22 protein-coding genes are annotated in these 21565 nt (G+C 65.1%); 3 read left to right on the forward strand and 19 right to left on the reverse strand.

The window, feature by feature from the left end:
• Positions 1-11 precede the first annotated feature (11 nt).
• From mbp1 to H7J86_RS12210, 3 genes are all read right to left on the reverse strand, one after another.
• Positions 12-245, reverse strand: coding sequence for a microaggregate-binding protein 1 (mbp1, locus tag H7J86_RS12200; RefSeq protein WP_090363875.1), 234 nt, complete (start codon positions 243-245; stop codon positions 12-14).
• 109 nt (positions 246-354) lie between these two features.
• Positions 355-1422, reverse strand: a complete 1068-nt coding sequence (locus tag H7J86_RS12205) for a glycosyltransferase (RefSeq protein WP_267291217.1) — start codon at positions 1420-1422, stop codon at positions 355-357.
• Entirely contained in the window at positions 1413-2675 is a 1263-nt protein-coding gene (locus H7J86_RS12210; protein WP_267291219.1) for a class I SAM-dependent methyltransferase, read from the reverse strand. The genes H7J86_RS12205 and H7J86_RS12210 overlap by 10 nt, the downstream gene beginning before the upstream one ends.
• Before the next feature lie 263 nt (positions 2676-2938).
• On the opposite strand from H7J86_RS12210, the gene H7J86_RS12215 reads away from it, so the two are divergent.
• The gene (locus H7J86_RS12215; RefSeq protein WP_267291221.1) at positions 2939-3328 is read left to right on the forward strand and encodes an STAS domain-containing protein; all 390 of its coding nucleotides are present in this window, start codon (positions 2939-2941) and stop codon (positions 3326-3328) included.
• 9 nt (positions 3329-3337) lie between these two features.
• On the opposite strand, the gene H7J86_RS12220 is transcribed toward H7J86_RS12215, so the two are convergent.
• The 10 genes from H7J86_RS12220 to H7J86_RS12265 all read right to left on the reverse strand — a co-directional run bounded on the left by H7J86_RS12220 (position 3338) and on the right by H7J86_RS12265 (position 14837).
• Positions 3338-3784 carry a response regulator gene (locus tag H7J86_RS12220; RefSeq protein WP_167155936.1) on the reverse strand — a complete coding sequence of 149 codons (447 nt, stop codon included), beginning with the start codon at positions 3782-3784 and terminating at the stop codon, positions 3338-3340.
• Positions 3785-3873: 89 nt separating this feature from the next.
• Entirely contained in the window at positions 3874-4323 is a 450-nt protein-coding gene (locus H7J86_RS12225; protein WP_267291223.1) for an SRPBCC family protein, read from the reverse strand.
• A gap of 182 nt (positions 4324-4505) precedes the next feature.
• The gene (locus H7J86_RS12230; RefSeq protein ID WP_267291225.1) at positions 4506-5561 is read right to left on the reverse strand and encodes a zinc-dependent alcohol dehydrogenase family protein; all 1056 of its coding nucleotides are present in this window, start codon (positions 5559-5561) and stop codon (positions 4506-4508) included.
• Between the two features lie 36 nt (positions 5562-5597).
• On the reverse strand, positions 5598-6230 hold the full coding sequence (locus H7J86_RS12235) for a 3-oxoacid CoA-transferase subunit B (RefSeq protein WP_267291227.1): 633 nt from the start codon (positions 6228-6230) through the stop codon (positions 5598-5600).
• On the reverse strand, positions 6230-7042 hold the full coding sequence (locus tag H7J86_RS12240) for a CoA transferase subunit A (protein ID WP_267291229.1): 813 nt from the start codon (positions 7040-7042) through the stop codon (positions 6230-6232). Before H7J86_RS12240 ends, H7J86_RS12235 begins: the two co-directional genes overlap by 1 nt.
• A gap of 9 nt (positions 7043-7051) precedes the next feature.
• Positions 7052-7840: a hypothetical protein gene (locus H7J86_RS12245; protein WP_267291232.1), complete on the reverse strand. Its 789-nt coding sequence runs from the start codon at positions 7838-7840 to the stop codon at positions 7052-7054.
• 79 nt (positions 7841-7919) lie between these two features.
• Positions 7920-10232, reverse strand: a complete 2313-nt coding sequence (locus H7J86_RS12250) for a hydantoinase B/oxoprolinase family protein (protein WP_267291234.1) — start codon at positions 10230-10232, stop codon at positions 7920-7922.
• Positions 10233-10271: 39 nt separating this feature from the next.
• The gene (locus H7J86_RS12255) at positions 10272-12401 is read right to left on the reverse strand and encodes a hydantoinase/oxoprolinase family protein (RefSeq protein ID WP_267291236.1); all 2130 of its coding nucleotides are present in this window, start codon (positions 12399-12401) and stop codon (positions 10272-10274) included.
• A gap of 29 nt (positions 12402-12430) precedes the next feature.
• The gene (locus H7J86_RS12260; RefSeq protein WP_167155922.1) at positions 12431-12859 is read right to left on the reverse strand and encodes an acetone carboxylase subunit gamma; all 429 of its coding nucleotides are present in this window, start codon (positions 12857-12859) and stop codon (positions 12431-12433) included.
• Positions 12860-12905: 46 nt separating this feature from the next.
• Positions 12906-14837 (reverse strand): hydantoinase/oxoprolinase family protein, encoded by a 1932-nt coding sequence (locus H7J86_RS12265; protein WP_267291238.1) that lies wholly within the window; start codon positions 14835-14837, stop codon positions 12906-12908.
• Positions 14838-15016: 179 nt separating this feature from the next.
• Between H7J86_RS12265 and H7J86_RS12270 the strand changes: the two genes are divergently transcribed.
• Both H7J86_RS12270 and H7J86_RS12275 read left to right on the forward strand, forming a co-directional pair.
• Positions 15017-16867, forward strand: coding sequence for a sigma-54-dependent Fis family transcriptional regulator (locus H7J86_RS12270; protein ID WP_267291240.1), 1851 nt, complete (start codon positions 15017-15019; stop codon positions 16865-16867).
• Positions 16868-16981: 114 nt separating this feature from the next.
• Positions 16982-18151: a thiolase domain-containing protein gene (locus H7J86_RS12275; RefSeq protein WP_267292895.1), complete on the forward strand. Its 1170-nt coding sequence runs from the start codon at positions 16982-16984 to the stop codon at positions 18149-18151.
• 37 nt (positions 18152-18188) lie between these two features.
• Here H7J86_RS12275 and H7J86_RS12280 read toward each other — a convergent pair whose 3' ends face one another.
• Genes H7J86_RS12280 through H7J86_RS12305 form a run of 6 tightly spaced genes read right to left on the reverse strand, consistent with a single transcriptional unit; the run spans position 18189 to position 21461 of the window.
• Entirely contained in the window at positions 18189-19013 is an 825-nt protein-coding gene (locus H7J86_RS12280; RefSeq protein ID WP_267291243.1) for a CbtA family protein, read from the reverse strand.
• Positions 19014-19030: 17 nt separating this feature from the next.
• Positions 19031-19255, reverse strand: a complete 225-nt coding sequence (locus H7J86_RS12285; RefSeq protein ID WP_267291245.1) for a CbtB domain-containing protein — start codon at positions 19253-19255, stop codon at positions 19031-19033.
• A 19-nt stretch (positions 19256-19274) separates the two neighbouring features.
• Positions 19275-19592 (reverse strand): nitrile hydratase accessory protein, encoded by a 318-nt coding sequence (locus H7J86_RS12290; protein ID WP_267291247.1) that lies wholly within the window; start codon positions 19590-19592, stop codon positions 19275-19277.
• Entirely contained in the window at positions 19592-20209 is a 618-nt protein-coding gene (nthA, locus tag H7J86_RS12295; RefSeq protein ID WP_267291249.1) for a nitrile hydratase subunit alpha, read from the reverse strand. The genes H7J86_RS12290 and nthA overlap by 1 nt, the downstream gene beginning before the upstream one ends.
• Entirely contained in the window at positions 20206-20940 is a 735-nt protein-coding gene (nthB, locus tag H7J86_RS12300) for a nitrile hydratase subunit beta (protein WP_267291251.1), read from the reverse strand. Before nthB ends, nthA begins: the two co-directional genes overlap by 4 nt.
• Positions 20940-21461: a DUF1097 domain-containing protein gene (locus tag H7J86_RS12305; RefSeq protein WP_267291253.1), complete on the reverse strand. Its 522-nt coding sequence runs from the start codon at positions 21459-21461 to the stop codon at positions 20940-20942. Before H7J86_RS12305 ends, nthB begins: the two co-directional genes overlap by 1 nt.
• Positions 21462-21565: the final 104 nt, after the last annotated feature.

Genomic DNA, 21565 nt, shown 5'->3' on the forward strand with positions numbered 1-21565 from the left:
GTGCGATAGGCCTACTGCTCGGCTTTTTCGCGCGCCTCGCTGGCGGAAGCGGCCGCGCGGGCACTTTCGGCCTGCGCCTCTTTCTCTGCCGCCTCGCGCTGCGCGTCGGCCTTGTCCTGCTGCGCCTCGCCCTCACGGCGCAGGTCGTCGCGGCCGGTGACGGTGCCCGCGACTTCCTTGACCTTGCCCTTCACACCCTCGACTACGCCTTCCACACCCTCTTGGACACCGTTCTTCTCACCCATGCTGGGCTCCTTCGTCATATCGGAATTTCGGACCAGACCATTGGCTTGAGCCTGCATTGGTGGTATTCCCCGGGTGCGCTGATCGAAACCTGACACCACCCGAGCGGCATCAACCCTGCTGCTCTGCCGTCAGTTTCGTGAGCGTGTCCTCGTAACGGTCCAGCATGTGATCGGTGGTGAGACGCCGACGCGCATCGGCGGCAACTTCTCGGCGGTCCATTCGAGCGGCCACCTCGACGGCCTGAGCCAGCCGCTCCACCGGCGAGGCGTGCTCGGCGACCAGTTGGCCTCCGGACTGCTGCACCACCTCCGGCAGTCCGCCCCGCGCCAGTCCGGCGACCGGCGTGCCACACATCTGAGATTCCGCTGCCACCAAGCAGAATGGTTCATCCCATTGCGGCGTGACGAGCGTGACTACGCTGCGCGCGTAGAGATCCGACAACTCCTGTCCGGCCAGCGTGCCCACATATTCGGCGGTACCGCCGAGCAGAGGGCGCAGGACACCGTCGAACCACTCCGGGTCGCTGAGCGGTCCAGCCAACCGCAGGTGCCGACCGGTCTGCGCTGCCGCGCGGACCGCGATGTCGGCGCCCTTCTCCGGCGTGAGCCGGCCCACCCAGGCAAGGTCGTCACCACCGAAGCCCTCCGAGAACACGTGGGGATCGACGCCGTTGTGGATCACCTCGGCATGCACCAACGTGGTCCACTGCCGTCGCAACGCCTCGCTCACCGCGACGAAATGACCCGCGTCGCCTGCCAGCCAGGCCCCCACCTCCATCCACGGGAACGGCGGTGTGTGCAATGTGGTCAGCATCGGCGCATCCAGCGCGGGACTGAGCGCCAGCGGGAGCTGGTGCAAGCTCTGATTGAGTACCACGTCGATAGTTCTGTCGCGCAATACATCTCGCATCACCGCGAGGAACGCCACCTGATCGGACAGGAAACGTGGCTCGGGCATGTTCAGGTCGCCGGAGGCGATCTCAGACAGTTCCGGGACCGGCGGCATCACGTGCAGATCGTCGGCCAGCGCGGAATCGGTGCCCGCGCGTGCATACAGCTGCACGTGGTGTCCGCGGCGCCGTAACCCTGCCGCCATATCGGCGGCCAGTCGTTCCTGACCGCCGGCGAACGGTTCGCACAACGGATGCCGCGACGGCGCCAAGATCGCTACTCGCATGACCGCTCGTGCTCTGCTGCCGTCGACCGGCGGTCCGGTGGCTCGGCGTACTCGTCGTACACCGATACCGGTTCACCCCACACCTCGATGACGAGATCCGCATCCTGGTAGCGGGCGCGCAGCGGCAGGTCGATGATGTCCGCCACCTGTGCCTGGACCGCAGGGCCATCCAGGGGTATGTGTTCGGTGGGACGCCGCCAGTTCGCGACGACGATTTCCCCGGTGGGCCGCAGAGCCCGACGGGCCGCGCGCACCGTGGCCAAGAGGTCGGGTCCGTCGAGGAAGTAGCCGATCTCGGAAAGAATCACGACGTCGGCCTCAGCAGCCGGGAAGTCTTGCGGCACTGTGCCCAGCACCCAGCGGATGTTCGGGGTACGGTTTCGGCGTGCCACCTCCAGCGCTTTCGCGCTGGCGTCCACGGCGATGACCAGATCGGCGCGTTCGGCCAGCTGCACCGATAGTTGACCAGTGGCACAGCCGATTTCGATGACCCGTGCGTAGCGTGGCCTCCCGAGACAGGCCAATACCAGTTCCAGGCGTCGGCGCTCGTAGGGTGAATCGTCCAGGTGCCAAGGATCGTCGGTGGCGCCCTCGGTGAGCATCGCGTCGAACGGGTCCGCAACGTCGGCATGCGCATCCGCAGGTTCGGCGAAGACATCGCTGCGCTCGGCGAGTTCGGGATCCCCTGGGAGCGCCACGATCTCGGCTACGCACCGCGCCGCTGCGAGATCGCCCACGGCAGGTAGCACGGATTCCTTGGATCTCAGAGCGGTCAGCGACGGCGCCAGGAGGCGGAGTCTGGTCCACTGCACGTTCTCGAAGGAGGATGAATCATGGGGCCACTGAGGGTATTCCAGCAGTATTGCCGCCTGGCTGCGCGCGGCGGCCAGGGCGGCGCGGGCGAGACCGCAACGTACCGGCGAGTCGGCGGCCGCGGCGGGCGCGATGAGGAGGGAGTTCGGATGCAGTACCGAGGTGAGGCGTGCACGCACCAGGTCTTCGACGGCGTCGAGCTCCAGTCCCCGCAGATCCCACGATATCGGCCGGCCACCGGCGACCAAGCGGTTCCCGCCGTCCGAGCCCGGTGGGCGCTCGGCGTCGGCGGGACCTGTCATCACATCGATCAGATCCACGACGGGACCGGCGCGACCCCGCCCGAGATCGGTCAGCGTCGCACCCACGGCAGCGCAGCCGTCCAGCACGGGGCTGCCGATCAGCACGATATGGGTGCACACACCGGGGTTCCGACCCATGTCGAGTCGCGCAACGGTATCCCAGCGGGGGTCCAGAAGCCACGGGGCACCCCTGGCCTGCGCCGTCATCGTGAATCGACCAACCGTTGCACCAAAGCTGAGCCCCTTCGCCGACCACCTCATACCGAAGTACCCAGGTCTTGCCCATCGCAATCGATACGGGCGGGAAGGTGCCTCTGTACCACTACTCAGACGGCTGGATCCACCGCCGCCGCTACGATGAGTCCACTGCCGATAGGCAGAGGAACACTTCGGAGGTAGATGTGCCGCACGACGCAGACCCGGGTGACAGCGCCGGTCCCGCTGCCGTGCCCCACTGCGCCGTCGCCGAAAGTCAGCTCGGCGACGTGCGCGTCCTCACCGTCGCCGGCACGGTCGATGTGCTCACCGCGCCACAGTTGAAGGCGGCGATCGCCGCTGCTGCGGGCAGCGCGCCCACGGCGATCGTGGTGGACCTGACCGCCGTGGAGTTCCTGGCCTCAACCGGCATGGGAGTGCTCGTCGAAGCCCACGGGCAGCTGGCACCGGCCGTGCGATTGGTCGTCGTCGCCGACGGACCCGCCACCAGCCGGCCACTCAAGCTGGTCGGGATCGCCAACATCATCGATCTGTTCTCCACGCTCGACGAGGCCGTCGCCGACATCACCGGGTGACGATGGTCGTCAGACCTTCGGCAGCCGGACCACCTGGACAAAGAACTCGTCGATCTGGCGCACCGCATTGAGGAACTGATCGAGGTCCACGGGCTTGGTGACGTACGCATTGGCGTGCAACTTGTAGCTGCGCAGGATGTCCTCCTCGGCCGCGGATGTGGTGAGCACGACCACCGGGATGTGACGCAGTTCGGGATCGGACTTGATCTGCTCCAGCACCTGGCGCCCGTCATACTTCGGCAGGTTGAGGTCGAGCAGGATCAGATCCGGTGTCGGCGCATCGGCATAGATGCCGCGCCGATACAGGAAGTCCAAGCCCTCTTCGCCGTCGTGAGCCACGTACAGGTTGTTCTTGATCTTGTTGTGCTCGAACGCTTCCCGGGTGATCAGCTCGTCACCTGCGTCGTCCTCGACCAGCAAGATGACGATCGCATTTGCGTCCATGGGCGTGCTCATTCACAGGTTCCTTCCGCCGCCTCTTGTCACAGCGTAGAGACGAATCGTGCACGCGGGTAGGCGGCGGCCGTGTGCAGGACCCACCGCGCTCATTCGACCTGGTCGGGCTCGTTTCGCTCGGCGATCATCGCGAGCCGCCACAGGCACTCCCTGTTACGTGGGGCGACCGCCAGGAGCGCTACGGCGTCGGGCACCCATTTCAGTGGCCCGCCCACGGCTACCTCACTCATCTCCACCTGGCAGCCACCATCGGCAGTATCACTGAGGTGCAAGGTGATTCGCGCTTCGGCAGCCGGCCGGACCTTGGCCAGCAGAACCAGCTCACGCCCAGGATCGACACTGACCACCACGGTTTCGTCGTCGATCACCGCAGGCCACGTGCCGATGGAGTGCAGGATCCGGGATCCGGTATCCGGCCAGTCGGCGCCAACGGCCCGGATACGGCTGTTACCCACGACCCAGCCCGAGTACGTCCACCCGTCGCACAGCACCGCCCACACGCGTTCGCGGCTTGCGGCGATCTGCCGTGACACGGTCATCGGGCAACCGACTGATTCGACGTGGGCACGGGTTACTCCTGTACGGGTCGACGGCGAAAGAACGGCCTCGCCGAGGGCGTAGCGATGAGCGCGAGTACCCGCCTTCCGTGCGGTGCAAACCCCTGCGAGACAGGGACGAACACGGGTGCGCAGCCCGCATGACGCCTCGGTGTTGCCGTCGTTCAGCGGACCCCCGCGTCATTGCTGAGCAACACCTTGAGCGCGCCGGACGAGGCCACGTCGGAGAAGACGTCGTAAGCCTGCTCGATATCGGATAGGGCGAACCGGTGGGTGACCAGCGATGAGGTGTCGATCTGCTGACTGGCAACCAGCTTGATCAGCGTCGGGGTGGACCGGGTGTCGACGAGCCCGGTGGTCAGGGTCAGGTTCTTGATCCAGAGATCCTCCAGGTGCAGTGTCACCGGTTCGCCGTGCACCCCGATGTTCGCGATGTGTCCCCCTGGGCGGGCCAGCGACACCGCCAGGTCGAAGGTCGCGGGAATGCCCACGGCCTCCATCGTGACATCGGCGCCCACACCGTCGGTGAGACTCGCGATCACCTCCGCCGGGTCCTGGTCGGCATTGTTGACGGTGATGTCGGCGCCGATCTTGCGCGCGATGTCGAGTCGTGCGTCCACTCGATCGATGACGACGATATGGCTGGGACTCAACAGTTTCGCCGCCAGCACAGCCGCCAGCCCGATGGGCCCGGCACCGACGATGGCCACCACGTCCGCCGGTCGCAGCTTTCCGTTCAGGACGCCCACCTCGTAGGCGGTGGGCAGGATGTCGGCCAGCAGGATCATCTGATCGTCGCCGACCTGATCGGGTATCGGATGGGTAGAGTTGTCGGCGAACGGCACTCTGACGTATTCGGCCTGCGTACCGTCGATGCGGTGGCCGAGGATCCACCCACCGCCACCAAGGCACTGGCTGTAGGAACCTTCACGGCAGTACCGGCAGACTCCGCACGACGATATACAGGACACCAGTACCCGATCGCCGACGGCCACCCGCTGCACACCCGGACCGATCTCGACCACCGTGCCGACCGCCTCGTGACCGAGCACCCTGCCCGGTGACACGGTGGCGACGTCACCCTTGAGGATGTGTAGGTCGGTACCGCAGATGGTGACCGCGTCGACACGCACCACAGCATCCGTCGGGTGCACAATGGTGGCGTCCGGTACGTCATCCCAGGACTTCTCACCATTGCCGTGGTAGACCAGCGCTTTCATGACAGGCTCCTCACTCGATTACTCTGTGGCACAGGTTCAGTCGACCGTGATGGGCGCTGCCGTACAGCTCCGCATCTCGTCCGGGTGAACTCCAGGGGCCAGTTCGACTAGCTTCAATCCCTGCGCATCGATGTCGAGCACGCCGAGATCGGTGATGATCCGGTTCACGACGCCCGCACCGGTGAGCGGTAAGGTGTTCTCCGCGAGGATCTTTGATGCTCCGTCCCGGGTTCGATGCTCCATCAGGACGATCACCTTCTTCGCACCGTGCACCAGATCCATCGCGCCGCCCATACCCTTGACGAGCTTTCCGGGCACCACCCAGTTACTCAGATCGCCACGGGCACTGACCTGCATACCGCCCAGGATCGCGGCATCGATCCTGCCGGATCGGATCATGCCGAAACTGGTCGCCGAGTCGAAGAAGCTGGCGCCGGACAAGGTGGTCACCGTCTCCTTACCGGCATTGATCAAATCCGGATCCTCGGCACCCTCGTACGGATACGGCCCGAGGCCCAGGATCCCGTTCTCGGACTGCAGGACGATGTGCACATCGCGGGGCACGTACTCGGGGACCAGCGTCGGCAATCCGATCCCGAGATTGACATAGTCGCCATCGCTGAGTTCCGCGGCGGCCCGTGCCGCCATCTGATGCCGATCCCAGGCCATCAGGCCACCTCACCTTCCGAGTGCCGATCGGCCTCATCTGCAGGCCCGAGCCGGACCGTGCGCCGCTCGATGCCCTTGCCGGCGATCTCGGCCGCGGTCAACGGCAACACGCGATCCACGTAGACACCGGGCAGATGAACTGCATCGGTATCGAGTTCACCGGGTTCCACCAGGATCTCCACTTCGGCTACGGTGACCTTCGCGGCCATGGCGCACAGCGGATTGAAGTTCCGGGCGGCTTTGCGGAACACCAGGTTTCCGTGCCGGTCGCCCTTCCAGGCGTGGATCAAGGCGAAGTCGGGGCGCAGTGCCTCCTCCAGGACGAAGGGCTGCTCGACACCGTCCCAGCTCAATGCCTTCACCGGTTTGGGTCTCGAGGCGACGGCCACCGACCCGTCCGCCGCGTACCGAATGGGCAGGCCACCGTCTGCGATCTGGGTCCCCACTCCGCTGCGGGTGTAGAAGGCCGCGATACCCGAGCCTCCGGCGCGCAGCCGCTCGGCCAGCGTGCCCTGGGGATTGAGCTCGATCTCCACCTCCCCCGACAGATACTGCCGCTCCAGTTCCTTGTTCTCCCCGACATAGGAGGCGATCAAACGTCTGATCTGCCGCTTCTCCAGCAACAGCGAATTGCCCACGCCCGCGATACCGCAGTTGTTCGAGACCAAAGTGATGTCCCGGCTGCCCAATTCGGCCAGGGCCGCCAGCAATGCCGACGGGATACCGCAGATCCCGAAGCCTCCGGTCGCCAGCATGATCGAGTCCGGGATGTCGGACACCGCCTCGGCGGCGGTCGCAACTGTCTTGTCCATGCGGTCCTTTCAGCGCAGTGTGGCGAGTTGGTCGAGTACGTGTTCGGGCTGGGCCGAGTCGGGAATGGTAGTCAGCAGCACCTCTCCTTCGGGAACCTCGGCAGTGGCGGTCCAGAACTGGTCGGGAATGACGACGATCCCCGGATCCCCTGCCGCGGTCTCGATTCCACCGTCGTGCCACAGCGCCACCGACCAGTCGAAGTGCCCCGCGACGTTGGCAATCGATGTGTAGCCGTCCAGCCGTTCGGCGGTCTGGCAGGGAGTCCCACGCGCGTCGAGCAGTACCAGAGCCACGGTGAGCTCGCCGAGTCGCCCGAGCCATTCGGCGACGTACATCGACGCGCTGTCGGCGCGGTCGGGGTCCACGGCGCCGATCGGGCTGCCTGCGATCTGGTGCGCCCACGACAGCCAGGCAGCCGGTGACGGTGTGTACAGAACCAGCCCGCGTCGGGTGGTGTGGGACACCGTGCCCAGCACCTCCAGCAGCGACTCCAGCAGGGCCTCGTCGCCGAGCAAGGTGCGCAGCGGGTAGCCCGTCCGGGACCGGGCCCCCATCGCCTCGACGAGTTCGGGACGAGCCGCCAGGTGAGCGGCCATCAGCCGGCGAACGTCGATCCAGTGACTGTCGGGATCCAACAGTCCGCGGACCTGCCCGAAGTGCCCGGCCGCGAGGGTGGTGTCCGTCCAGGGAATCGGTGCGCCCTGGCGAATGACGGCAGTGGAATAGCCGTCATCGTTGATCAACAAAGGTCGAGGGCGCCCGCTGGGAGGCGCGGCGGCAAGGGTTTTCAGGCTCATGGCGGATCCTTGTGACGTTCGGCTCGGTCAGGGGACGGTGGTGGCGGTCCCGGCGGGAGGGGCCGCCACCACCGGTGTGTCAGGCGAGTTTGCGCGCGGTCTCGCCGTAACGCGCCTCCAGCTCGTCGATGCGCTCCTGAAGTTTGGCGATCTTGACCTCTCGGCGGTCCGGCACCACCACCAGTGGCAGCTCGACCAGCGGGGCCTTCACCCGCTCGGGGCCGTCGATCGTGTACACGGTCGCCGTGATGTCCTCGTTGCCCGGCTCCCAGGTGCCCCACGATCCGTAGTAAGCGAGTTCCTTCGGAGGTTCCGGCTTGACGAACTCCTGGCAGAACTCGGCGAAGGGCTTTCCGCGCTGCAGACGTGCCCGCCGGGCGTCGGAGCGTGCCTGTTCGGTGCGTGCCACGTCGAGCCGGAAGGTCGCCGGGTCGTAGTGCACGGCGAAGATGGTCTCGGCCACCTTCTGGCTGATGCGCCCCAGTTCGGCGTCCCGGATGACCGATTCCGGCGAGCGCTCCAGCGGGTCGCCGTAGCCACCGCCGGCGCCCTGGCTGATCATGTACAGCTCGCCGTCCTTGGCCCGATCGAACTGCAGCCCCATGTGGTAGGTCGAGTACCGGCCGTCCGGGAATGGGCGTTCGTTCATGACCTTCTCGATGGACAGGTCGAACTTCTTGTTGTCCTGCCGGAAGTGTTCGTAGACGTTGGTGCCCTTGACCATGGCCAGCGGGTAGGTGCCGCAACCGTATCCGCCGTACATCCCGTAGATGGAAGAGAACTTGGCACCGGAGGTCACGGTCATGAATCCCCACTCCGGGGAGCCCTCGGCAGCGACGATCATCTCGTAACCCATGCCGCCGGTGAACTTGCCGAAGCCCATGTTGTCGCGGACCAGGCGCTTGGCCACGAGCTGCATGAACGGCACCTCTTCCTCCATCACCTCCTGCTCGGCGGTATCGGCCATGGCGCAGAACAGGGGCGAGACCGCGTCCTCTCCGTCACGGAAGGGTTTTGCCCCACCGGGCATTCCGTTGAGGTCGGCGCAGAGGTTGCCCACCATGTCGCCGTGCTGGGTGATACCGCCCCACAGGAAGGTGTTGATCTGGTTGAACCAGTTGGCAACCACATTGCTGTACTTGTGCGGCGTGGAGAACGACATCCGACTGTAGAGCGCCTGCATCGCCGAGAATCCGCGGAACGAGGCCTGCAGGGACTGCCCCATCGGGGCGTCATAGGACGCGTCCGCCCAGGTGCCCTCGTCCGAGATGATCTCGATGCAGCTCATCGCCGCGGTGCAGCGCGGCAGATCGGGCCACCAGAACGCCAGGATTGCCTGCATCATCATGGATTTCACGGAGCACAGTGGTGAGTTGATGGCACGGTTCATGATTTCCGGCCCGGTGCCACGCAGGTCGACGGTCATCGAGTCGCCTTTGACGGTGATCTTGCACGCGATCTTGATGAGGATGTTCTCTTTGAGCGTGCTGTCCATGAACTGGTCGAACCGGTAGGTGCCATCCGGCAACTCGGAGATACGACGACGGACCTCGGCGTCGACGTCTTCGATGGTGGTCCGAAGTGCTCCCACGAAGGTATCGACACCCACCTCGTCGATCACCTTGTCGATGCGCTCCATGATCTTGCGCACCGCGGTGATCTTCACCTTCAGGTCCGCCAGCTGCAGCTTGGGATCTCGCACCGAATGCTGAAGGAAGGTCAGCAGATCCCGGCGTAGCTCACCACCTTCGACGATCTTGAACGGGCTCATGCGCAGGCCGTCATCGAACGGCGTCTCCGACCCGGACGGCATACCGCCGGGTTCGCATGCGCCGTTCTCACCTTCGTGGATGGTGGCGGCGACCCACGCGATGATGTTGCCGTCGCGCATGATCGGCATGATCATCGACTGGTCCGTGTTGTGCACATTGCCGTACCTGGCGTCATTGTGGATGAACCCGTCACCCTCGTGGACGCCCACGGTCGGTTCGTCCTTCCAGTACTTCATGATGTACCGGATCGGGTGGTGCAGGATCGCGCTGAAGGCGATGACGCCGTGGCACGAAAGGTACGACACGTCGCCGGCGGCGGTGTAGATGGCCGTGGTGAGGTCGCCCCATTTGGCTCCCGGGGCCGCGCCCTGGGCCTCACACATCTCGTAACCCTCGTCCAGGGCACCGGCGATGCGCTTACGGATGCGTTCCACCTGCAGCCGATCCACGCCGGCGGCAAGCGCCACCTCTTCGTGCGCCGAACGTTCGGAGATGCTGTGGCTGCGCATGATCCCGGCGTCGGGTCCCAGGAACAGCGTGGTTTCGTCCATGAACTTGTCCACCCACTGCTGTTCTTCGTTCGTCAGCGTGGTGGCGGGCCGTTCGTTGACTGTGGTCATGGTCTTGTACTCAACTTTCTCGACGGTTCAGGGTTTCGGTCAGTCCTGCAGGAACCACACGGCGCCTTGGGCCGTGGGCTCGAGCCGCCAACCGGGCTCGACCAGGAATGTGGTGTTCTCGGTGGTGACGATTGCCGGACCGGCGATCACCCGGTCCGGACGAAGCGAATCCTGGTCGTAGACCGGGGTGTCGATCGGATCGTCGATTCCGATGAAGTGCGCCGTGCGACTACCGACCGGGGTCGGGGCGCTCCGCGCGCCACCGTGCTCCAGTGATTCGAAATTGACCACATCGCCGTCGACGAATGACGCCACCCGTACGGTGCTGCATCGGATTCCGGCTTCCGGCGCTGCCGATGAGGCCCCGAAGCGGTGACTGTAGACATCGCCGAAGGTCTTGATGATCTCCAGAACCTCTTTGACACCGTTGATGCGGTGGAGGTCGGTCAGCGCCACCGCTTGCGTCAGCAGCTGGTTGCCATACCGCATGTCGAGCTCGAGCCGGTACCGGACGTCTTCCTCGGAGAACCCCTGGCGGATCAGGTCTTCCCGCCCGGCATCCTCAAGTTCCTGTACCACCGAGTTGAATTCGGCGTAGTTGGCGTAGAGCGAACGCGTGGTGGCGTTGTACATCGTGATGTGCACGCCGCGCTCGTGGAAGTGCAGCTGTTTCATATTGCCCGCACCACATGCCGAGAACACCGAGGAGAAGGGCGGCGCCAGAACACGTTTGATACCGGCGTGCCGTGCGACACCGCACGCGTGCAGTGGCCCGTTGCCGCCGTAGGCGAGCATGGTGAAATCCTCGGGAAGATAGCCCCGCACCCGCAGTTCCTTGCCGATACCGATGGCCATCTGCTCGTCGACACCGTCTTTGATCACCCGTGCCACGTCGATCGGATCCATGTCGAGGGGGTCGCACAGATCCTCTTCGATGGCGAACAGCGAGCGCTTCGGATTGAGTTTGATGTAACCGTTGGCATAGTTGTCCGGGTCGAGGTACCCGAGAAGGAGGTCCGCGTCGGTCACGGTGGGACGGAGCCCGCCGCGGTCGTAGCATGCCGGGCCCGGGTTGGAACCCGCCGACTTCGGGCCGATCTTGATCGAGTTGTGGATGCGGTCGTAGCTGGCGATGGATCCGCCGCCGGCGCCCAGGGTGTCCAGGTGAACCATCGGAACCGATACCAGCCACCGGTCGATGGTGGGCAGGAAGTCGTAGTGCTTGACGCCTCCCTCGGGCACCAGGCCGATATCGAACGAGGTGCCGCCCATATCGGTGGCGATGACATGACCGATCCCGGTCTCGCTCGAAAGGTGTTCGGCGGCACCCACACCGGCGATCGGGCCGGAATGGATGGTCTGCAGCGCGTCCGTCGAGTTCATCTGGGCCATGCCACCGGAGTTGTGGATGACCAACATCGGCTTGTCGTAACCGAAGTCCCGGAGGTTGGTCGACAACTGTGCCAGCGCGTGGAGCATGATCTCGTGCAGGTAACCATCGATGATGGTCGACGTTGCGCGCACGTACTCGCCCTTGCGGCCGGAGACCTGATGCCCGAGCAGCACCGGGATGGCTCCCAGCTCGTGCGGCGGAAACTCGTCCAGGATGATCTCCTGGATGGCCAGTTCGTGCTCCGGGTTCTCGGTCGAATTGACCGTCGAGACCACGATCGCCTCAGCGCCGGCATCGACGAGTTCGCGGACCACCGTGCGCACGTCGTCGGGATCGAGCCGGGCGACGATCTTGCCCGCAGAGTTGATGCGTTCCTTGACCGATCGGATCATCGCCCGGGGCACCAGTGGTTCGGGCCGCTCGGCTGCGGGGAGGTTCTGCTGCATCGAATAGTCCAGGCCCTCGCCGTAGCCACGGCCACGCGACAGCGGAATGGTGTCCTCGAACCCATGGGTGACGATGGCCGCCACCTGGGGTCCGTTGCGTTCGATGAGCGCGTTGGTGCCCAACGTGGTGGCATAACGCACCGAGTCCACTTCCGAGAGCACCGTGGAGCGGTCCAGCCCGGCGCGCTTGCACGCGAGGTCGAGTGCATCGTTGAACCCGATCGCCAGATTGTGGTGGGTGGTCAGCGCCTTCGCGTCGACGTAGATGTCGTCCCAGACGAAGAAGCAGTCGGTGAAGGTGCCACCGATGTCGACTGAAATGCGTTTCATGTCAGTAGTTCTCCAGGTTGAGGTTCGTGTCAGTGATGGTGGGCGGATGCTTTGAGCGCGGCCGTGTACTTCTGCGCGTCCTCGCCGGGGCCGTAGTTGTGGACTGCCTCGGCGTCGACGCCGCGTTCTTCCCATTGCTTTCGGAGCGCTGCGATATCGATCAGGATGTCGACGGCCGGTGGGTGGCCCGGCGGGAGGTACTCGCACTCGATCTGGGTGGCGCATCCGGGGCAGTAATACTCCAGGATCCGGCAGTACGTCGGGTCCGGACTGAACGTGTACTCGTAACGCTCGGGATCGATGATCGGTTGGTGGATCTCGCGCGGGTCGCGGTCGTAGACCAGGGTGCCCGGCTTGTAGTTCTCGTGTGCCGAACCCATGTCATGGGCGCACACGCGGCATACCCACCGTTCGGTGTCCAGATCGATGACGAGGTATTCGGTCATGGGGACTCGCATCGCAAGTCTCCTTCCTTCTAAACGAATTGGTCTGGGTGAAGCGAGGTCAGTTGTTGTCGGTGAGCAGCAGGTCGCCGGCCGACGTGACACGAAATGTCCAGCCCGGCAACACCCGTGCGGTGAAGAACGGACCTTCGATGATGGCCGCCCCTTCGCCGGTGTGACCCGGGCTCAGTTCATCGAGGACGTATACGGGGATCTCGTCGACCCGGTCTGCCGTGGCGCGCACGGATCGATGGCTGACCGAGGTGGCCGGGCGGGGCTCCACCGAATTGCCCTGTTCCAGTGCGGGATGCGACAACCGCGCAGTGGCGTTCAGCTGCAGGGACACCACGCACCCGGGATAGTCCACCTCGTCGCCCGGCTGATACGGCAAGCGCGAGACCTTGGGGCCGTCCACCGAATCCCGGTCGTCGGCGTTCTCTACGAGCAACGTCCATGAGGTTTCGCAGTCGGTGAGCGAATAGCCTTCTTGGAACATGTCCCGCTCGGCTCGAGCCAGGAGTTCGTCATAGGTCTGCCGGGCCGCCCCCGTGGACGTTCCGGGAACGATGACTTCGTAGGTCTTGCCGATATCGGAGAACGAGATGCCGAACGCGGAGAAGACCGCGGCGGTCCGGGGAATCAGCACGTGCTTCACACCTGCCAGCCGCGCTGCGCCGGCCGCGCTCATCGGTCCCGCGCCACCGAACGCCAGCAGCGTCGTGTCGTCGCGGACCAGGTGGGCGAACGACGTGGACAACGCTTGGAAGTAGGCATGTTCCATCCGGATCAGGGCTTCTTCGAGCGAGATGCCCAGCGGTGCGGCGATCGTCTCGGCGATGACCGCCTTCGACCGACTCGGATCGAGCCTGAAGGTGCCGTTGAGGTAGGTGTCGGGGTCGAGGATGCCGAGCAGCAGGTTGACGTCGGTGATGGTGGCCTGTTTGCCGCCGAAGCCGAAGCAGGCCGGACCGGGCGCGGCACCGACGGACTTCGGGCCCACCCGCAGCGCACCGTCGACCAGTTGGATCACCGACGATCCACCGACACCGGCGGACGTGACATCGCTCATGGGATAGGAGATCTCGACGTCCTCGATGGCGCCCCGATCGGCCACCGCCACCACACCGTCGTCGACGATGCCGACATCGGTGGTGGTGCCGCCGATGTCCATCATCAGGGCGTGCTTGAGGCCGTAGACCTTGGCCAGGGCCGAGGTGCCTTCCAACCCGCCCCGCGGACCCGAGGAGTAGGTCTTGAGCGCGATCGACTTGGCGACCCGCGACGACGCCCCGTCATTGCGGTACACGAGCAGCGGGTTGGCCACCTTGTAGTCCTTGAGCCGGCGCTCGGCGCTGTAGAGGAAGCGCTCCATCGTGGGATGGAGGAACGAGTTCACGACGCACGACCACACCCGCCTGATGTCATTGCGGTCGCCGGCCAGCTCCCAGCTGTAGATCAGTGGCACCGACCCGAGCAGATGGCGCGGGAACTTACGGAGCAAGACGTGCCGGAGCCGCCGCTCCTGCTCGGGGTCGCTCCCGGCAATGACGACCCGGGCCGCGCCCAAGGTGGTCAACCGGTTGACCTTCTGTACCGCGTCGAACTCGAAGGTTTCGTCGTCGGCGGAGGAATCGAGGCTCAGGAAGCGGTCGGACACCAGACCGGCGAACAGCTTCTCCTCGGCGGCGGTCTGCTGCATCGCGGTCTGCAGATCGGGGATCGTGGTGAGGACACCGATCTTGGGTCCCCGCCGCTCCACCAGGGCATTGGTGCCCTGCGTGGTGGAGTAACGGATGTGCTCGGTGGCGTGCAGCAACCGGGTGATGTCCGCCTCGCCGTATAGAGCCTGCGACGCCTTTTCGATACCGGCGAACAGGCATTCCGACAGGTCATGCTGCGTGGTCAGGGTCTTCGTGAAGGTGAACGCACCGCCGTCCCACACGCAGATGTCGGTGAGCGTGCCACCGTTGTCGATGTTGATCAGGGTTTCCATGCCGCTCCGTTCTCAGGATTCACTGCGCATCCGATGTGCTCCGTGACACATCTCTGGCATTAACGTTGCCCACGTCTCACCCCGGTGGCGTGTCCCAAAATGGGACAGCGTGATCGCTTGGATGTGATCTGGCTCTCGTTCACACTGGAGGCCTCGACCCAGACGGACAGGAGTCACCTATGCCCGACAGCGCGGCGCGGATGCTGCGGGTTGCGGCCGCTCGGGCGGATTTCCTGGAGTTCGGTGGCTCCGGGGCGGCCGGTGTCTCCGAACTCGTCGCGGCTTCGTGGGAACGTAGCCAGGCCGCGGGGGTCGACGTGTCGCAGCCGCACAGTGAGTTCACCGACGAGATCGACACCGGGTCGTTGCTCATCCGATCGGCCCGCCCCGTGCTGCAGCAGCTGGAAATCGACACCGTGGACATGCCGATGGTCATCGTGTTGACCGATAACAAGGCCCGCGTGGTGCAGCGCATCGACAGTTCGGCCGCCGTCGCCCGACTTCTCGATCGAGTTCACCTTGCGCCCGGTTTCGACTACTCGGAGTCCACCATGGGCACGAACGGGATCGGCACGGTGTTCGAAGCGGGGCAGTCGATCAGCGTCGTCGGCCCGGAACACTTCAGCGAGAACCTGCACATGTTCGCGTGCACCGGCGCGCCGGTGATCGACCCGGTGACCGGACGAGTCGCTGGAGTGCTGGATATCTCCGCGCTGTCACACTCGTGGAGTCCGCTGATGCACACGCTCGCCAAGAGCGCGGCCAAAGACATCGGCCACAATCTCCTCATGGACCGCGGCCAAGCCCAGCGGGCCATCTTCGACACCTATCTCAAGGTGACGGCACGCGCGGAACGCCAAGCCGTGTTCGGGTTCGGCGAGTCGGTGTTCATCGCCAATCCGGTGGCGCAGCAGATGTTCAACGCCGACGAGCAGCGGGTGCTCCGCGAGCATGCGACATTCCTGATGGCAGGCAAGGACCGCGTCACCGATACGGTGGCGCTTCCCGATGGACAGCGCCTCGTGCACATCCGCGGCACTCGGATCCTTGCGGGTTCCGATGTGGCCGGGATCGTGGTGATCGCCGACCTGGTGCTCGCTCATCACTCCGGATCGCCGACCGACTTCAGCGTGCATCAGCTTCCACCGATCGCGATCGCCACACCGCACACGTCGCAGATCATCGACGGCCTGAGCCAGGCCCGAGAGTCCCTGGCCGGCGGGACGACTCCAGCCTGGGTTCGGGCCGGAGCCCAGCTGCGCGAAGCGCTTCGACGAACCCAGCCCGCCCTCGTGGTCGGAGAGACCGGCGTCGGGAAGTTCACGTTGGTGGCCGAGCTCTTCCACTCGGTCTACCCCGCTGGTCGCAGTATCTCCGTGGATGCGACACAGCTCGGCATGGAGGGCCCGCCGTCGGATCTCGCGACCTTGCTGGGTGATTCGGCGGAACCGACCTTGCACATCGTCCGCGACATCGACCAGGCCACCACAGACGGGGTGGAGCGCTTGGCCGCGTACTTCGAGGCTTTGGTGTCGCTCGACGGCCCGGTGTGGATGGTGGCCACCGCTTCGGACGGTTCATCGACAGCCGATCTGCCGTTCCGCCAGCTACTTCACTACTTCGACATCTCGATCGCCGTGCCACCCTTGCGCTGCCGCACCGACGACCTGCCCGCCCTGACCGCCGCCCTGCTCCGGGGTATCGCCCCCGAGCGTCATGTGCGGATAAGCCCGGAAGCGATGCGGCTCATCTCGCGCTATTCGTGGCCGCGCAACATATCCCAGCTTCGGGAGGCTCTGGTGCACGCCGTGCGACGGCGCCCCGTCGGGGAGATCCAGACCGCCGATGTGCCCGGGTACTGCCAGACGGCCGCCCGGCACACGTTGACCCCACTGGAGAGCGCCGAGCGAGACGCGATCGTCGCGGCGCTGCGGGAATCTGCGGGGAACCGGATGGCGGCGGCAACCCATCTGGGTATGGCGCGGTCCAGCCTCTACCGCAAGCTCAAGACCTACGGCATCACCGTATGACGCCAAGAAACTGTCCAAAGATGGGACAGCGCAACAACTCTCTTTCCTATTAACGTCGGGCGACAGGGGCCGATTGATCCTGCCCCGCCGCACAGACGAGGAGAGCCAGTGACCATGATTCCCGCACCCCGGATCGGCGTGATCGGCGTTGCCCACAGCCCGTTCGGCCGACTCGAGAACGAAACGGTGGCGAGCCTGGTCGGCTCCGTCACGGTCGGTGCGATCAAGGACGCCGGGATCGAACCCGCCGAAGTCGACGAGGTGTTCGTTTCCCAGTTCAACAGCGGCCTGACGCCATTCGCCTTCCCCTCGTCACTGCCGATCGGCGCCGAGCCCGCGCTGTGGGGAATCCCGATGACCCGGGTGGAAAATGCATGTGCATCGGGTTCAGCGGCTGTACACCAAGGGATTCGGGCGATTCTGTCCGGACTCGCCGATACCGTGCTGGTGGTCGGCGTGGAGAAGATGACTCATGCCGGCGGTGCACAGGTGGCGAGCGCCCTGCTCGGGGCCGACGCCGAGCTGGCCGGCACCCAGTCGCCGGAGGGATTCGCCGGCGTCTTCGCCGAGGTGGCACGGCAATACCGGGATCGCTACCACGCGCAGGACTGGCTCGGCGACACCCTCGGGCGCATCGCGGCCAAGAATCACCTCAACGGTTGCGCAAATCCGTGGGCGCAACTGCGCAAAGACCTGGGCGTCGAGTTCTGTTCGACGGTGTCAGAACGTAATCCGGTGGTCGCCGAACCACTGCGACGGACGGATTGTTCACTGGTCAGCGACGGTGCGGCGGCTCTCGTTCTCCGTAAGGACCCCGACCACCCGATGGCCACCATCCTGGGATTCGGGCATGCCAATGACCGACTGGAAAAGAACCAGCGCGATGTGCTCGAATTCGCCGCCGGGCGCAAGGCGGTAAACGAGGCACTCATGCGGGCGGGCGCTTCCGTCGACCAGCTGTCTTTTGCCGAGGTCCACGACTGTTTCACCATCGCCGAGTTGATCTGCTACGAGATGCTCGAGCTGACTCCGCGCGGGCAGGGCCGCCGCGCGATCGACGAGGGGTGGGTTTTTCGCGACGGACGGCTCCCGGTCAATGTGTCCGGCGGGCTCAAAGCCAAAGGCCACCCGGTGGGCGCCACCGGGGTGTCCCAGCATGTGATCGCCGCACTGCAGCTGTCCGGTCGCGCCGGGGACATGCAGCTGCCGGCCCCGAAACTCGGACTCGTGCACAACATGGGTGGATTGGCGGTCGCCAACTACGCCACGGTGCTCGGCGGCTGAGCCGGCAGGCCTGTTGCCATCAGACCCGTTCATACCGTCATCGTTGCGGTCGAGCACCTGCGGGCGGTCCACCGACCGTCGCCAGGGACGACAGTCCGTTCCTGCGTCGCATCGACGATGACAGCGCCGACAGGCATGCCCAGGTCGCACCGATCGTCAGCCACATCAACGCCTGGTTCAGCAGTGAATACACCCGGAAGTCGCCGAGCACCTGGGCTGGAAAGCCGTCGACAACAATGCCGTCGGGACCGCTGATCGGTCCTGGAACCTCGTGGAAGCTCGGTAACCACACAGACGCAACCAGCATGAGGACGCCGTAACCGCCCACCGCCACGGCGGCCGCCGGCCAACTTCCCCACCGACGCGACCATGCCAACCCGGCCGCCACCGCAAGGCCGGCACCCACCACCGAGATCACGGTGATCGTCAGGAACGCCGAACTTCGCGCACCGATGGTTTCTTCCAGCCCGACGGTCGGCGGATTCGCAGGGTATCTCAGGCCCGGCACCAACGCGATCGCCGTGAACATTCCCGCCGAGAGCACCAGGGCCAGGCCAGTGGGATCGGGGGCGAAGCCGCGCCGGGCGAGCACAGTGCGGAGCACGGTGTGGACCACCGCGAACAGCACACCCATCGCGACGGCCATCGCGATGATTCCGACTGCGGCGCCGAAGTTTTCCTGCACCGACCGGGTGAAGAGCTCGTGACCGTGCTCGTGATCGCTGCCGGCGAGCTGGGCCTGCGCGTGCTCGCGTTCCCCTTCGTAGTCCACGGCCGAACTGATCAACGGCTCGATCATCACGCGGCTGAACGCGAAGCTGACGATGCCGCCGACCACACCGGGCACGAGATAGCGCAGCATGGGCGGTAATTCGACGTTCAGTGGCACGGGAACCCCAGCAGGTGTCGCGCGTCGTGCACGAACTCGTGAACGTGGGTGTCCGAACCGAACACGGACACTGCACCTTGGTCGTAGCCGACGAAGTAGTAGGCGATGAGCGCGAGCAGGGTCAGGACGGCCAGCTGGACCGGTACGGCGAGGCTTGTAGCTGCTGCACGCAGGTCGGCGAGTGGCGCACCGAGGGCGGGGTTGGCATCGTTCATCTCAGAAGTCCTCGCAGTTCTAGTGATCGTGATCGTGGTCGTGGGCGATGGCGTGATCATTGGCGTCGGTGAGCAGCGGGGCGGTCAGCAGCTCGTGGCGGTCGACGAGCTTCGCGAGCGTCGCGACCCAGTGGTCGTAGTACTCCCACTGCCCCCGTTCGGGTTCCGGGGTGGCTTCCCACTCCCCGATCGTCGCGATCAGGGTCTGCTGAAACTCACTCCACGGGTAGTGCCGGAACTCCGAGAGCGCGAGGGCCAACCCGAATGCCCGGCGCTGCCATTCGTGGTCGAACTGCGGGGCAGCCTGATCGGTGGTGCAGGTCTCGTGCAGCTTCATCACGCGGGACCCGCCAACGCCACGCCGATCATCGACTCGGTGGTCACCAGATCCATCAGCATCTCATCGGTGAAATCCTCGGTGCCTTCCGGCCTTTCGGGTATGACGAACCATCGCGAGTGGCCGCTGGAGTCCCATACCTTGATTTCGGTGTCGGCCGGCAGATCGACTCCGACCTCGGCGAGCACCTTGCGCGGCTCCCGCGCGGCCCGCGACCGGAATGTCGGATCCTTGTACCAGTACGGCGGCAACCCGAGCACCGGCCACGGGAAGCATGAACACAGCGTGCAGATCACCAGGTTGTGCACCCCGGGCGTGTTAGCGACGGCCTGCAGGTGCTCACCCTCGGCACCGGCCATACCCTCGGGCAGGTTCAGTTCGGCGACGGCCGCCGGGGTGTCGACGACGATCTTGGCGGCGAATTCCGGATCGGTCCACGCCTTGACGACGATCTTCTTGCCGTTGAGTGGGGTCATCTCCGTCTCGAAGTAGGCGAGCACCTTGTCGACGGTTTGCGGTGTGATGACGCCCTTTTCGATGAGCAGCGCCTCCAAGGCGGTCACCTGTTTGGCGCTGATCTCCTCGCGGTCGGGCGGGTAGGCGAACTGGCCGGTCATGCTTCCTCCTCGATTGGTGCCAAATAGGCTTCGAACAGCTCGGCGTAGAGCTTCAGCGGGCCGCCCTCGGCGCGCGGACCCCAGATTTCGGCCGGGTCGAATTCGACGATGTAGATCGGCATCGGGTTACCGATCCCGTCGCCGGTATGGGTGAAGTAGCCGTAGTCGCCCTCGAAGACCCGTTCCACTACGCCGACCCGATCACGCAGGTATCCCGGCAGCCGGCTGTGCGCGTCGGCAGGGACGTTGGTGATACGCACCTGCGAGCCGACCGCGAACTTCGGGTGCGCGACGTCGCGGCGTGGGCTGTCGCCGAGGCGGAGATAGGCGATCACCTGATCGTCGATGGCCGGCAGGTCCTCGCCTGCTGGCGGGGTCAGTTCGGCAATCCGATCGGCGAGTTCCTCTTCGGTGACATAGCCCTTGTCGATGAAGAACTGGGTGATGCCGCCCAACCACTTCTCGTAGTAGCGAAACTTGAAGTAGTCGAACGGGTTCATCGCCTCTGCGCCAGTGCGCAGGTCGGCCCACGTCCACTCGTCTTTGAACGCGGTGGGTACCTCATCGATCGGGTACTCCGGCAACGCCGATCCGAGATGGTTGGACAATCCCATCATCGCGACATGGATGCCGAAGATCCGTTTCTCCCAGTCCTCGACGAAGACTCGCTTCTCCAAGGTGAGCGGCTCGGGCAACCCCTCGAGGCCGCCGAGATAGTGCTGCAGTTTCATCAGGCAGGGCTTCCTTCTGTGGACGGGGTCGCAGCGGACTTCTTGGTCATGACCGTCGCGAGGTATTCGGAGAGAAAACCGAAAGATGCGCCGAGGAGACAGGCCACGGCGGCGACCAGGCCGAGGTGCGAGATGGTGGTCACGGTGATGTCATTGCCCCGCCCGGCGACCGTCGACACCGTGGAGGCGAATCCAACGACGACGGCCGGGGTGGTGGCCAGCAGCGGCACCCAGGATGCCTGCACCATCACTGCACTGCCGACGCCCACGGCGACGGCAGTGACCAGCAGGCCGCCGCCCATCAGATGGGCGGCATACAGGCTGGCAGAAGCGATCACCACACCGACGAGATTCGAGGAAACCGAACGGACCCAGCCGGCCACGCCGCCTCCGACAAAGAAAAACGATGCCCAGGCCAGGAACACCACCCAGATGGGCACTGTGATGACTTCAGCAGTGAATGCGACTGCCACGCCGCCAAGCACGCCGATACTCAGCGTCAAGGCTGTCCGAGAATCCATGGCTCACCTTCGAGAATCTGAGGGGATGTCTCGCTTCGGCTTCGGAGCGAGCTACGCTGAAATCAGCTTCATGCCAGTGGGTTTCAGCGGTGTTACACGTGGAT

The sequence above is a fragment of the Mycobacterium hackensackense genome (assembly GCF_025822555.1).
Classification (GTDB): Bacteria; Actinomycetota; Actinomycetes; order Mycobacteriales; family Mycobacteriaceae; genus Mycobacterium; species Mycobacterium fluoranthenivorans.